Annotated in this window: 10 protein-coding genes; 3 read left to right on the top strand and 7 right to left on the bottom strand. The window is 64.2% G+C overall.

Going from position 1 to position 13,954, the window contains the following annotated elements:
• Positions 1-4 precede the first annotated feature (4 nt).
• Complete coding sequence (locus LB569_RS01370; protein ID WP_140706599.1) at positions 5-1,282, bottom strand: 4-aminobutyrate--2-oxoglutarate transaminase; 1,278 nt, start codon at positions 1,280-1,282, stop codon at positions 5-7.
• Positions 1,283-1,524: 242 nt separating this feature from the next.
• Between LB569_RS01370 and LB569_RS01365 the strand changes: the two genes are divergently transcribed.
• Genes LB569_RS01365 through LB569_RS01355 form a run of 3 tightly spaced genes read left to right on the top strand, consistent with a single transcriptional unit; the run spans position 1,525 to position 6,835 of the window.
• Positions 1,525-2,664, top strand: a complete 1,140-nt coding sequence (locus tag LB569_RS01365) for an efflux RND transporter periplasmic adaptor subunit (RefSeq protein WP_224690778.1) — start codon at positions 1,525-1,527, stop codon at positions 2,662-2,664.
• The gene (locus LB569_RS01360; protein ID WP_224690777.1) at positions 2,661-3,740 is read left to right on the top strand and encodes an efflux RND transporter periplasmic adaptor subunit; all 1,080 of its coding nucleotides are present in this window, start codon (positions 2,661-2,663) and stop codon (positions 3,738-3,740) included. Before LB569_RS01365 ends, LB569_RS01360 begins: the two co-directional genes overlap by 4 nt.
• On the top strand, positions 3,737-6,835 hold the full coding sequence (locus LB569_RS01355) for an efflux RND transporter permease subunit (protein WP_224690776.1): 3,099 nt from the start codon (positions 3,737-3,739) through the stop codon (positions 6,833-6,835). Before LB569_RS01360 ends, LB569_RS01355 begins: the two co-directional genes overlap by 4 nt.
• Positions 6,836-7,033: 198 nt before the next feature.
• Here LB569_RS01355 and LB569_RS01350 read toward each other — a convergent pair whose 3' ends face one another.
• From LB569_RS01350 to LB569_RS01325, 6 genes are all read right to left on the bottom strand, one after another.
• A complete protein-coding gene (locus LB569_RS01350; protein ID WP_224690775.1) occupies positions 7,034-7,783 on the bottom strand; it encodes an ABC transporter ATP-binding protein in 750 nt (249 codons plus the stop codon).
• Positions 7,780-8,625, bottom strand: coding sequence for an ABC transporter ATP-binding protein (locus tag LB569_RS01345; RefSeq protein WP_224690774.1), 846 nt, complete (start codon positions 8,623-8,625; stop codon positions 7,780-7,782). Before LB569_RS01345 ends, LB569_RS01350 begins: the two co-directional genes overlap by 4 nt.
• A complete protein-coding gene (gene nikC / locus LB569_RS01340; RefSeq protein WP_224690773.1) occupies positions 8,622-9,542 on the bottom strand; it encodes a nickel transporter permease in 921 nt (306 codons plus the stop codon). Before nikC ends, LB569_RS01345 begins: the two co-directional genes overlap by 4 nt.
• Positions 9,539-10,600 (bottom strand): ABC transporter permease, encoded by a 1,062-nt coding sequence (locus tag LB569_RS01335; RefSeq protein ID WP_140706309.1) that lies wholly within the window; start codon positions 10,598-10,600, stop codon positions 9,539-9,541. The genes nikC and LB569_RS01335 overlap by 4 nt, the downstream gene beginning before the upstream one ends.
• 18 nt (positions 10,601-10,618) lie before the next feature.
• Positions 10,619-12,262: an ABC transporter substrate-binding protein gene (locus LB569_RS01330; RefSeq protein ID WP_140706311.1), complete on the bottom strand. Its 1,644-nt coding sequence runs from the start codon at positions 12,260-12,262 to the stop codon at positions 10,619-10,621.
• A gap of 383 nt (positions 12,263-12,645) precedes the next feature.
• Complete coding sequence (locus tag LB569_RS01325) at positions 12,646-13,932, bottom strand: lytic murein transglycosylase (RefSeq protein WP_224690772.1); 1,287 nt, start codon at positions 13,930-13,932, stop codon at positions 12,646-12,648.
• Between the last annotated feature and the right edge of the window lie 22 nt (positions 13,933-13,954).

Genomic DNA, 13,954 nt, shown 5'->3' with positions numbered 1-13,954 from the left:
TGGCTCAGGCCGCGCACACCTCTCGGATCGAGCTTTCCAGTATGTCGAGCGCTTCGTTCATCACTTCGTCCTGAATGGTGATCGGGGCCAGGAAACGGATGACGTTGCCGTGGACGCCGCAGGTCAGCAGGATCAGGCCCTTGTCGAGCGCCTTCAGCCGGATGGCGTTGGCGATCTCGGCCGAGGGCAGGCCCTTCTTGACGTCGTTGAACTCGACCGCGTTCATGAAGCCGAGGCCCCTTATATCGACGATCTCGGGCACGTCGTCGCGGATCGACTGCAAGCGCTGCTTCAATCTTGCACCGAGCGTGTTGGCGCGATCACAGAGCTTCTCGTCCTCGATGACGTCAAGTACGGCGTGCGCCGCGGCCACACCGATCGGGCTGCCGCCATAGGTGCCGCCGAGGCCACCAGGGCCAGGCGCATCCATGATCTCGGCGCGGCCGGTGACCGCCGACAACGGGAAGCCACCGGCCAGGCTCTTGGCCATGGTGGTGATGTCGGCCGCCACCTCGTGGTGGTCCATGGCGAACATCTTGCCGGTGCGGGCAAAGCCGGTCTGCACCTCATCGGCGATCAGCAGCATGCCATGCTGGTCGCAGAGCTTGCGCAGCGCGGTCAGGAATTCGCGCGGCGCCTCGTAGAAACCGCCCTCGCCCTGCACCGGCTCGACGATGATGGCGGCGACGCGGGCCGGATCGACATCGGCCTTGAACAGCCGGTCGAGCGCGGCCAGAGAATCGGCCACCGACACGCCATGCAGCGGCACCGGGAACGGCGCGTGGTAGACGTCGCCCGGCATGGCGCCGAAGCCGACCTTGTAGGGCACGACCTTGCCGGTCAGCGCCATGCCCATGAAGGTGCGGCCATGGAAGCCGCCGGCAAAGGCGATGACAGCCGGACGGCCGGTGGCGTTGCGGGCGATCTTGATGGCGTTCTCGACGGCTTCAGCGCCCGTGGTGACGAAGATGGTCTTCTTCTCGAATTTGCCGGGCAGCATGGCGTTCAGCCTTTCGGCCAACCTGACATAGCTTTCATAGGGCACGACCTGGTGGCAGGTGTGGGTGAAACGGTCGAGCTGCGCCTTGACTGCTTCGATCACCCGGGGATGGCGGTGGCCGGTGTTAACGACGGCGATGCCGGAGGAGAAATCGATGTAGCGGCGGCCCTCGACATCCCAGATCTCCGAATTCTCGGCTCGATCGGCATAAATCTGCGTGGTCATGCCGACGCCGCGCGAGATCGACTGGTTCTTGCGTTCGGAAATGGCGGAGTTCTTCATCATATCCCTCATCGGGCCATCCCTCATCGAGATGGGGCCCGTTCTGTTTGATGCCGTTGAGTTCCCTTCTGGCCTTATTTCAGATTTTCCTCAAGCCGGCACCATCGCCGGGTCGATTGGGCCTGACTTAACCAGCCTGGCGATACGCGTACGAGACCGGTTTCCTTTTTTTCGGGATCGACTATCCTTCTGATATCCGCGAGGGATCGCGCTCAGCGACCTGCACGCGGCCGAGGGGAACCATGAGCAGGAACGCGACATCGTCCGTCTCGCCGCCATCCGTCGAAACGGTCGGTCTTTTGTCTTTTCCAGCCGTTTCCATCGTCGCCTGTACAGTCCTGATGCTGCTGTCCGGTTGCCAGAAACAACAACAAGCGGAAGAGAAAAAGCTGCCGATCATGGTGCGCACCGAGACGGCGACGATGTCGGATTATGCGCCGAGAACCTCGCTGACCGGAGTGATCGCGGCGCGTACGCTGAACAATCTGTCGTTCCGGGTCGGTGGCCGCGTCGCGGAGCGGCTTGTCGATGTCGGCCAGCATGTCTATCAAGGGACGGTACTTGCCCGCATCGATCCGCAGGAGCAGGAGTCCGATTTGCGCTCCGCACAGGCCGATCTCGATGCCGCGCAGGCGCAATTGACCCAGGCCGCGGCCACTTTCGAGCGACAAAAGACGCTGCTTGCCCAGGGCTTCACCACCAGGCGCGATTATGACACCGCCGACCAGGCGCTGAAGGTCGCGCAAGGCAGCGTCGATGCCGCGCGGAGCGCGCTCGCCAATGCCCAGCAGAACCTGTCCTTCACCGAGCTCAAGGCCGGCGCCGCGGGCGTGATAACCGCCCGCCAGGTCGAAGCCGGCCAGGTGGTGCAGGCGGCGCAGACCGTCTTCACCGTCGCCGAGGACGGCGACCGCGACGCGGTGTTCAATGTGCAGGAGACGCTGGTTGCCAAAACGCCGGCTTCTCCGGCGGTGACGATCACGCTGTTGTCCGACCCGCAGGTCAAGGCAACGGGCAAGGTGCGCGAGATCTCGCCGGCGGTCGACCCGGCTTCGGGCTCGATCAGGGTGAAGGTCGCCATTCCCGACACGCCCGCTGGCATGCCTCTGGGAGCGGCCGTCATCGGCTCGGTCAGCGCCAAGCCGGCGAAGGCGATCCTGTTGCCATGGCAGGCACTGACCTCCAGCGCCGGCAAACCCGCGGTGTGGATCGTCGACCCATCGACCAAGGCGGTGACGATGGCCCCGGTCGAGGTGCTGGCGTTCGATTCGGGCACGGTGGCGATCGCCAAGGGATTGGACGAGGGCCAGAGCGTCGTTACATCGGGCGGACAGTTGCTCAGCCCCGGACAGACCATCGAGATATCGGGGGCGGCGCAATGAAGCGATTGCCAGCCATCCTGCTTGGCCTTGCCGCGCTTGGCCTGCTCGCAGCCTGTTCGAAACCGGACGAGAAGCCGCCGGAGATCATCCGGCCGGTGCTGTCGGTGGTGATCCAGCCGCGCACCACACAGACTTTTGGTTTTGCCGGCTCGGTCGAGCCGCAGGTCAGTGCCGATCTTGCCTTCCGCCTGCTCGGCCGCGTCGTCTCGCGCGACGTCAAGGTCGGCGACATCGTCAGCAAGGGCACGACCATCGCGGCACTCGATCCGACCGCTCTGGAGCTGGCGGTCCAGGCGGCCAAGGCGGAACTCTCCAATGCGCAGGCGCAATTCGCCAATGCCGCCGCAAGCGAGGAGCGTCAGCGCCAGTTGCTGGCCTCGGCCAATACGTCGCAGTCCGTCTTCGACGCCGCGCAGCAGGCACGCAAAGCCGCCGAAGCCAGCGTCGAGCGGGCGAAGGCTTCGCTGGCGAAATCGCAGGAACAGCTCGGCTATGCCAGACTATTCTCGGATTTCGACGGCGTCGTTACCGCCGTCGGCGCCGAGGTCGGCCAGACGGTCTCGCCCGGGCAGACGGTCGTCACCGTGGCGCGCTCGGACTTGCGCGAGGCAGTGGTCGACATTCCCGACCAGTTGACCGGCGATCTCTCGGCCGGCACGCCGTTCCAGGTCATCCTGCAGTCGCTGCCGACGATCCAGACCGAGGCCAAATTACGCGAGATCGCGCCCCAGTCCGAGGGCTCGACCCGCACGCGGCGCGTCAAGCTGACGCTCACCGACCCGCCGCAAGCGTTCAGGCTCGGCTCGACGGTGACGGCGACCCGGATGACCAAGGTGACGCCGACGATCGAACTGCCGATGTCGGCGCTGCTCGAAAAGGACGGCGCCGACAAGGTGTGGATCGTCGACCCACAGACATCGAGCGTGAGCGCGAAAGAGATCAAGGTCGCGTCGAAAAACGGCGGCACCTTCACCGTGGCTGAAGGGCTCGAGGCCGGCACGCGCGTCGTCACCGCCGGCGTCCACAGCCTCGTCGAAGGCCAGAAGGTCAAAGTGCCCGAAGGAGGGGCCTCATGAAGGGCTTCAACCTCTCGGACTGGGCGCTCAACCACCGTTCTCTGGTCTGGTATTTCATGCTGGTCTTCGTGGTGGCCGGCATCTTCTCCTATCTCAATCTCGGCCGCGAGGAAGACCCCAACTTCACCATCAAGACGATGATCATCCAGGCCAACTGGCCGGGCGCCTCGGTCAAGGAGACGGTGCAGCAGGTCACCGACCGCATCGAGAAGAAGCTCGAGGAACTCGACAGCCTCGACTACACCAAGTCGGTTACAACCGCCGGCCAGACGGTCATTTTCGTCAACCTGAAGGACACCACCAAGGCGCGCGATGTCGTGCCGAACTGGCTTCAGGTGCGCAACATGGTCAACGACATCAAGGCGCAGTTTCCGCAAGGCGTGCAGGGACCGTTCTTCAACGACCGCTTTGGCGATGTCTACGGCAACATCTATGCCTTCACATCGGATGGGCTGACGCCACGCCAATTGCGCGACTATGTCGAGGATGTCAGAACCAAGATCCTGACCGTGCCCAATGCCGGCAAGGTCGATCTGGTCGGCGCGCAGGACGAGGCGATCTATCTCGAATTCTCGACCCGCCAGATCGCGGCGCTTGGCCTGAACCAGCAGGCGATCGTGGCCAGCCTGCAGGCGCAAAACGCGATCACGCCGTCCGGCGTCATCCAGTCGGGACCGGAGCGCATCAGCGTGCGCGTCGGCGGCCAATTCGCCTCCGAGGAGAGCCTGCGGGCCATTAATCTGCGCGTCAACGATCGGTTCTTCCGCTTGAGCGACGTGGCGACGATCACGCGCGGTTATGCCGACCCGCCGACGGCGCTGTTCCGCTTCAACGGCCAGGACGCGATCGGGCTTGCCATCGGCATGAAGCCCAACGCCAATCTGCTCAAATTCGGCGAAGCGCTGCATGAGGAGATGAACAAGGTGCTGGCCGATCTGCCGGTCGGCGTCGGCGTGCATCTGGTCGCCGACCAGCCTGTCATCGTCGAGGAGGCCGTCTCAGGCTTTACGCGCGCGCTGTTCGAGGCGGTTGCGATCGTGCTTGCCGTCTCCTTCATCAGCCTCGGCATGCGCGCCGGCTTCGTCGTCGCCCTGTCGATCCCGCTGGTGCTGGCCATCACCTTCACGGTCATGGAATATCTCGGCATATCGCTGCAGCGCATTTCACTCGGCGCGTTGATCATCGCGCTCGGGTTGCTGGTCGACGACGCGATGATCGCCGTCGAGATGATGGTGGCGCGGCTGGAGGTGGGCGACAGCCTGCGCAAGGCGGCGACCTATGTCTACACCTCGACCGCCTTTCCGATGCTGACCGGCACGCTGGTGACGGTCGCGGGCTTCATCCCGATCGGGCTCAACTCGAGTGCTGCCGGCGAATACACATTCACCCTGTTCGTCGTCATCGCGGTGTCGCTGCTGGTGTCATGGATCGTGGCCGTGCTGTTCGCGCCGCTGCTTGGCGTGACCATCCTGCCGGCGACGATGAAGACCAAGCATCACGACCAGCCGGGCCGCTTCACCTCGCTGTTCCGGCGCGTGCTTGTCGGCTCGGTGCGCCATCACTGGCTGACGATCATCGTGACCGTGCTCCTGTTCGCTGGCTCGATCGCCGGCTTCGGCCTGGTGCAGCAGCAATTCTTCCCGCCTTCCGACCGGCCGGAGCTGATCGTCGACTGGAACCTGCCGCAGAACTCGTCGGTCACCGAGACGCGCGACCAGATGGAGCGCTTCGAACAGCGGGCGCTGGTCGGCAATCCCGACATTGACCACTTCTCGTCCTATATCGGCCAGGGCGCGGTGCGCTTCGTGCTGGCCTATGACGTGCAGCCGGCCAATCCCTATTTCGGCCAGACGGTGATCGTCACCAAGAGCATCGAGGCGCGCAACCGGGTGAAGCCGGCGCTGGAGAAGCTGCTGCGCGCGGAGTTCGTCGGCACCGACGCCTTCGTCAAGCCGCTCGAGCTCGGACCACCGGTCGGGCGTCCGGTGCAGTACCGCGTCAGCGGCCCCGATATCCAGACCGTGCGGGAACTGGCGCAGCAATTCGCTGGCCTCATCTCGTCCAATCCCAAGCTTGCCGCACCCACCTTCGACTGGAACGAACCGCAGCGCGTGCTGAGGGTCGACGTGCTGCAGGACAAGGCGCGGCAGCTCGGCATCACCTCCTCCGACATCGCCAGCGCGCTGAACAGCACGGTCGGCGGCGCGACCATCACACAGGTGCGCGACGCGACATACCTGATCAATGTCGTGGCCCGCTCGCGCGAGGCCGAACGCGGCTCGATCGAGACATTGCAGAACATGCAGCTGCCGACCAGCACAGGCGAGGCGATCCCGCTCGCCGCGGTCGCCAACTTCCGCTACGACCTGGAGCAGCCGACGGTGTGGCGGCGCGACCGCATCCCGACCATCACCGTGCGCGCCGGCCTGGTTGGCGACGTGCTGCCGGCGACCGTCGTCAACGAGCTGAAACCGTCGGTCGACACCTTCGTCGCCAAGCTGCCGCCCGCCTATTCGGTCGAGACCGCCGGCTCGGTCGAGGAAAGCGCCAAGAGCCAGGGGCCGATCGCCGCCGTGGTGCCGCTGATGCTGTTCGTCATGGCCACCATCCTGATGGTGCAGTTGCAGAGTTTCCAGCGCCTGTTCCTCGTGGTGGCGGTGGCGCCGCTCGGGCTGATCGGCGTGGTGGCGGCGCTGGTGCCAAGCGGCGCGCCGCTCGGCTTCGTCGCCATTCTCGGCGTGCTGGCGCTGATCGGCATATTGATCCGCAACTCGGTCATCCTGATCGTACAGATCGAGGATCTTGTCGCCGAAGGCAGGGATCGCTGGGCTGCCGTCATCGAAGCGACCGAACATCGCATGCGGCCGATCGCGCTGACGGCGGCCGCCGCGAGTCTCGCGCTGATCCCGATCGCGCGCGAAGTGTTCTGGGGGCCGATGGCCTACGCCATGATGGGCGGCATCATCGCCGGCACGGCGATCACGCTGCTGTTCCTGCCGGCGCTATATGTGACTTGGTTCCGCATCAAGGAGCCGAAGGACCAAGCCGAGCCACCCATCCTGGAGACCGGCGAACCGGTGCAAATTCAGACCTGAGGCGTGCCGGATCATTCATTGTCGTTGGAGGATGCCGGGCGCGACTTGGCGCGCTGCCATGGCGAGACATATGCGATCCAGTCGCCGCGGGTAACTATGCCCCTATCTAAAAACACCGCGACGTTGGGAGGGTCCGGAAACGTCCATTTCTCCACGGGAACTCCTCAATAAACGGCTGGTTTCGCGTACAGGAAAAATTCAAGCGGTTCTGACAAACCCATCGCTGGCCCGCAGCAGGTTGCGCGTATAATCCTTTGTCACACGGCGCTCGACCAGATCGTTGGCCACCAGATTTTCAACTGCCTCGCCGCCTTGCATCACCATCAGCCGCTCGCACATATGGGTGATGATGGCGAGGTCGTGGCTGACCATCAGGAAGGTCAGCTTGCGCCGCCGGCGAACCTCTTCCAGCAGGTTGAGCACTTCCGCCTGCACCGAGGCATCGAGCGCCGAGGTCGGCTCGTCGAGCAGCAGGATCGAGGGTTCGAGGATCAGCGCGCGCGCGATCGCCACGCGCTGGCGCTGACCGCCCGACAATTGGTGCGCGTAACGGAAGCGAAAACCGTTGCCGAGGCCGACCTCGTCGAGCGCGCGTTCGATCCGCCTCTCGCCATCGGCAAAACCGTGGATGGCAAGCGGCTCCTGCAGCAGGCGGTCGACGGTCTGGCGCGGATGCAGCGAGCCGTACGGATCCTGGAAGACCATCTGCACTTCGCGGTAAAAGGCCTTGTCCCGGCGCGCGCCGAGTGTCTTGCCGTTGACGGCGATGCTGCCGGAGGCGACCGGCGCGAGGCCGGCGATGGCCCGCAGCAATGTCGATTTGCCGGAGCCGGATTCGCCGACCAGGCCAAAGGATTCGCCCGGCTGCACATCGAGGCTGACGCCCTTCAGCGCGCGAAAACGGTCGAAGATGACCTCCAGCCTGTCGACGGCGATCGCTGATGTCATGCCGCCCACTCCGGCTTGCGGTCGAGCACCGGCAGCGGGTGACGGTCGGCGCCGATCTTGGGCATGCAGTTGAGCAGGCCGCGTGTGTAGGGATGCTGGGCCTGACCCAATTCCGAAGCCTTGAGCTGCTCGACCACCTTGCCGGCATACATGACGATGACGCGGTCGCAGAAGGAGGAAACCAGGCGCAGGTCGTGCGAGATGAAGATCAGTCCCATGCCGCGCTCACTGACCAGCCGGTCGAGGATGCCGAGCACGTCGAGCTGTACGGTGACGTCGAGCGCCGAGGTCGGCTCGTCGGCGATCATCATTTCCGGCCCGGCGATCAGCATCATGGCGATCATGGCGCGCTGGCCCATGCCGCCGGACACTTCGTGCGGATGCAGGTCGAAGACGCGTTTGGGATCGCGGATCTGCACCGCCTCCAGCATGGCCAGCGCGCGTTCTCGCGCCTCGGCCTTGCCGACCTTTTCGTGCGTGCGCAGCGTCTCGACGATCTGACGGCCGATGCTCATCACCGGGTCGAGCGAATATTTCGGGTCCTGCAGGATCATGGCGATGCGGTTGCCCCGCAGCGCCCGGCGTTGGCGCGGAGAGATGCCGAGCAGGTCGATGCCGTCGAAGGCCAATTTTTGTGCCGATATCCTGGCCTGCGGCGGCGTCAGGCCCATGATGGCGCGGCCAGTCTGCGACTTGCCCGAGCCGGACTCGCCGACGATGCCCAGCCGCTCGCGGCCGAGCGAAAAGGAGACGCCGCGCACCGCCTCGATAATGCCGGTGCGGGTCGGGAAGGTGACGCGCAGATCGTCCACCTCAAGCAGTGTTCCCGTCTTGCCACTCATTGGTCGCCGCTCCGGGGATCGAGCGCGTCGCGCAGGCCATCGCCGAGCAGGTTGAAGCCGAGGCTGACGATGAGGATGGCGAAGCCAGGCGCACCGGCCACCCACCACTGGTCGAGGATGAAGCGGCGGCCGGACGCAATCATGGTGCCCCATTCGGGCAGCGGCGGCTGCGCGCCGAGGCCGAGGAAACCGAGACCGGCGGCGGTCAGGATGATGCCGGCCATGTCGAGCGTCACGCGGATGATCAGCGAGGAGATGCAGAGCGGCATGATGTGGCGCAGCACGATGCGGAAGGGCGAGGCGCCCATCAGCTGTACGGCCTTGATGTAGTCGGAGTTGCGCACGGTGAGCGTCTCGGCGCGAGCGATGCGCGCATAGGGTGGCCAGGAGGTGATGGCGATGGCGAGCACCGCGTTCTCGATGCCGGGGCCAAGGGCGGCGACGAAGGCCAGCGCCAGCACCAGCTTTGGGAAGGCAAGGAAGATGTCCGTGATGCGCATCAGGATGGCATCGGTCCAGCCGCCGGCATAACCGGCGACAGTGCCGACCAGCAGGCCGATGGGGGCGGCGATGACGGCGACCAGGATAACCACATAAAGCGTCCAGCGCGAGCCGTAGAGGATGCGCGAATAGATGTCGCGGCCGAGATCGTCGGTGCCGAACCAGTGCTGCGCGCTCGGCGCCAGCAGCCGCGCATTCTTCAGGTCGCCGAAGGTCGGCGAATAGGGCGCGAGCACACCGGCAAGGGCGGCGACGAGCAGCAGCGCGATGATGATTAGCAGGCCGACAAAGGCCAGACGGTTGGCGGAAAAACGCCGCCACGCGACATAGGCGCGACCGAGCCTCGCCTGCATGCGCGAGGCCGGCCGCTCGCTGAGCAGCCAGTCACGACGGCTCTGGACGGCGTCGGCGCTCATCCTGTCTTCGTCCTCGGATCGAGCACACGGTAGAGCAGGTCGGACAGAAGGTTGATGGCGATGAACACCGAGCCGATGACGATGGTGCCGCCGAGAACCGCGTTCATGTCGGCATTCTGCAGCGAGTTGGTGATGTAGAGGCCGATGCCCGGCCACGAAAACACGGTCTCGGTCAGCACCGAGCCTTCGAGCAGCCCGGCATAGGAGAGCGCGATCACCGTCACCATCGGCACGGCGGCATTGCGCAGCGCGTGGCCCCAGATGATGCGGGTTTCCGACAGGCCCTTGGCGCGCGCGGCGACGATGTATTCCTGCGCCAATTCGTTGAGCATGAACGAGCGCGTCATGCGGCTGATATAGGCGAGCGAGAAATAGCCGAGCAGCGAGGCCGGCAGGATGATGTGCCGGAAGGCGTCGTAAAAGACGTCCCACTGCCCCTGCATCGCGGAGTCCAGCAGATAAAAACCGGTGATCGGCGTGAAGGTGTATTCGTAGACGACGTCGAGCCGTGCCGGGAAAGCCACCCATTGCAGTTTGGCGTAGAACAGCACCAGGGCCAGCAGACCCAGCCAGAAGATCGGCACGGAATAGCCGATCAGGCCGATGATGCGCACGATCTGGTCAATCAGGCTGCCGCGCCGGACGGCGGCCAGAACGCCGAGCGGTACGCCAAACAGCGCGCCGATCAGCGTCCCCAATGTCGCCAGTTCCGTGGTTGCCGGAAGGGCGCGCCTGATATCGGTCATGACCGGATTGGTGGTCAGCACCGAAGTGCCGAAATCGCCGCTCAGCGCATGTTTCACATAAATATAGAACTGCTCGATCAACGGCAGGTCGAGACCCATCTCGCGGCGCGTGCGCTCGACGACATTGGCCGGCGCCCGGTCGCCCAGCACCGCCAGCACCGGGTCGATCGGGATGACGCGGCCAATGAAAAAGGTGACGGCGAGAAGACCGAGATAGGTCGTCACCGCGATGACCAGGAAGCGGCCAATCGCCGACGCAATGGCGACGGCGCGGGCGCTGCCGCGCCCGCCCTCGTTTTCAACAGCGCTCATGCGGCGCGTCCGCGGACGCTACTCTTTCGAGACCGGCCCTACGAAGTTGGTGTCGAAGCTCGGACCAAGCGCGAAGCCCTTGAGGTTCTTGCGCAGGCCGGCAACTTCCAACTGCTGGTGGATGACGACGAAGGGGCTGGTGTCGAGAATCTTCTTCTCGAGATCCTTGTACATATCCGCACGCTTGCCCGAATCCTTCTCCAGCAGCGCCGCTTCCGTCTGCTTGGTCAGGTCCGGAATGTCCCAGGCATTGCGCCATGCCAAGGTCTTGGTCTTGCCCGCATCCGAATTGTCCGGGTTGGAGGCAAAGGTCTGGGCATTCGAGTTCGGATCGAAATAGTCCTGGCCCCACTGGCCGATATAGATGTCGTGGTTGCGGGCGCGGTATTTGGTCAGCGTCTGCTTGCCGTCACCGGGGATGATTTCCAGCTTGATGCCGGCCTGGCCGAGCGTCTGCTGGATCGATTCCGCCATGCCGGTGGTCGGCTGGCCGGTGCGCACGTCCATGGTGACGCTGAAGCCGTCGGGCAGGCCGGCCTTGGCCAGCAATTCCTTGGCCTTGGCGACGTCGAGCTTGAACGGGTTTTCGTCCAGTTCACCCAGCACGCCCTTGGGCAGGAAGGTCTGGTGGATTTCGCCGATGCCCTTGAGGATGGTCGTGCTCAAGGCATCATAGTCGACCAGGTATTTGAAGGCCTGACGGACCTCGGGTTTGGCGAGGTTCGGGTTCTTCTGGTTGAGGCTGATATAGTAGACGGTGCCTTTCGGCGCGCTGGTGGTGGTGAGGTCGGCGTTCTTGGCGATGGCGTCGAGGTCGTTCGGTTCGAGGTTGCGGGCAACGTCGATGTCGCCGGCTTCGAGTGCCAGGCGCTGCGCCGAGCTTTCCTTCATGTTGCGGTAGATGACGCGGGCGAGCTTGGCCTTCTCGCCGTAATAATTGTCGTTGCGCTCCATGACGACGGCTTCATTGGCGCGCCATTCGCGCAGCTTGTAGGCGCCCGAGCCGGCATAGCCCGTCTTCAGCCAGGCGTTCCCGAAGTCGTTGTCCCATTTGTAGTCGGCGCTTGGCGTGACCGCCGCGACATGTTCCTTGACCAGCTTGGCGTCGACCACCGAGGCGACAGTCGCCGACAGGCAGTTCAGGACGAAGCTCGGCGCATAGGCCTTGTCGACGATGAACTGGAAGGTGGTGTCGTCAACCGCCTTGGCCTTCTCGGTGACGTTGTCGCCGCTGATGCCGAACTGGCTGATGATGAAGGCCGGGCTCTTGTCCAGCTTGACCGCGCGCTCGAAGGACCAGGCGACGTCGGCCGCCGTGATCGGATTGCCGGAAGCGAATTTCAGGCCCGGCTTGAGCTTGAACGTATAGGTCAGGCCGTCGTCCGAAACGGTCCAGCTGTCGGCGAGATCGCCCTTGACCTTGGAGGTGTCGCTGAGGTCGAGGCGGACAAGAAGGTCATAGGTGTTGCCGGTGACCTCGGCGGTCGACAGTTCGAACGCCTCGCCCGGATCCATCGAGATGATGTCGTCGATGGCAAAACCTTCGACCAGCGTGTCGGCGGGGGTGACCGCGCCAGCCGGAGCGCCGGCCAGAAGCAGCGCCGACATGGCGGCGCCCGCAAGCAAGATGCGGGATCGTAGAGCGAGCTTTTCCATCATCATGATGATTGTTCCCTGTTTTGTTGTTGTTGACCTGAGTTCCCGGCTCAGGATTGCGGTGTTCTTTTCGGAGCTATGGCAGCCCTCGACCCCTTACCGTCGTGGTTTTTGTCCAATTGGTCAACAGCATATCCAGTGGCCTGTTGGTGGGCAACGAGCATTTAGGCGACGGTGCATTGGACCAGAATGGCGGGCGGCGTGTCGACGCATATGCCAGCCAATCGAGGGCATCGATCGGGAAAATCCGCTGGAGCGGTTCAGCGTTTGATGGAATCGCCGACCCGCTCTAACTCTTTGTTTCCACGCAATTCCCAAGGGGAAGCGCTACGCGCTTCTCCCGGGAAAACCGTTACACACTTTTCCTGGAATTGCTCTAAATTTCGGAGTTATTTCAGCGCCGCGACGAGGCCGGCGTCGGGGAAGCAGGTTGCGGCCTGACCATTCTTTTCCTGCCATTTGCCGATCGAGCGGCGGGTCTTGAAGCCGGGCAGGCCGTCGGCGCTGCCGACATCGTAGCCCTTGGCCTCCAGGGCCCGCTGCAGGGCGGCGATGTCGGAGCGGTGGAGATCCCCGACAGGCCCCCAACCGCCGGAAAAAGTCTGATCGCCATGGGCGATGCGGTCGGCACCATGGCCGATGAACAGCGCATAGAGGTCGCTGGTGTTGTATTCCTTCAGCACGTAGAAATTGGGGGTGGCGATGAAAGCCGGCCCACTGCGCCCGGCAGGCATCAGCAGGAACCCTTCCGCCTTCAGCTCGCTGGCCGGGAACGGCTTGCCGCCGACGCGTTCGATGCCCATGGCGGCCCATTGCGAAATCTTTTTGCCCTGGTCCGGACCCTCCAGCGAACAGGTCACAGTCTCGGGCACAGTTACCTCGAAACCCCAGCCGCGTCCCCTGACCCAACCATAGTGGACGAGGTAGTTGGCGATCGAGGCGAGCACGTCAGGCGTCGAGGTCCAGATGTCGGCGCGGCCGTCGCCGTCGAAATCGACGGCATTCTTGAGGAAGGAGGTCGGCATGAATTGCGGCTGGCCGAGCGCACCGGCCCAGGACGACTTCATCGCACCGACCGGGGCCAGCCCGCGCTGCACGATTTCCAGCGCCGCCAGGAGTTCGGTGCGGAAAAAATCCTTTTTCGTCGACATGAACGCCTTGGTGCCCAGCACTTCGAAGGCATCGTAGGGCATCTTCGCCGCGCCGAAGCCGGTCTCGCGGCCCCAGATCGCCAGAAGGATCTCGCCCGGCACGCCATAGCGCTTTTCGATCGCGGCAAGCGTGCGGGCATTGGCGGCTTCGCGGGTGCGTCCGCCCGACGTCACCGCGCGAACCGTCTTCTCGGCAAAATAGGCACCGGGAGAACTGAACTCGGCCTGGTGCTGCTTCCGCGGTGTCTTCGGCTTCTCGCCGGGCATGACAAGATCGGGGAGTTTGAGGTTCGGCTTCACGCCGTTGAACGCGGCGTCGAAGGTCGCCTTGGAGATGCCCTTCGCCTTGGCTTCGGGCCAAAGGTCGGTTTGCAGCCAGGCGCGGAATTGGTCGTCGATCTTGGCGGCGGAGGCGGGCAAGGCGATCAGGGCAAAGAGCGCGGCAAGGAAGAATGCAAGGCTGAACTTGCGAAAGCCGCGCGTGGCGTGCCCCACCAGCTTCGAAGGATGCGTGACAAAAATCATTCGCATCTCCTGCCCACCAATC

The sequence above is a fragment of the Mesorhizobium sp. BH1-1-4 genome (assembly GCF_020165665.1).
Taxonomy (GTDB): Bacteria; Pseudomonadota; Alphaproteobacteria; order Rhizobiales; family Rhizobiaceae; genus Mesorhizobium.
Note: the sequence above shows the minus strand (reverse complement) of the source record. Positions and strands in the feature narration are given on the sequence as shown.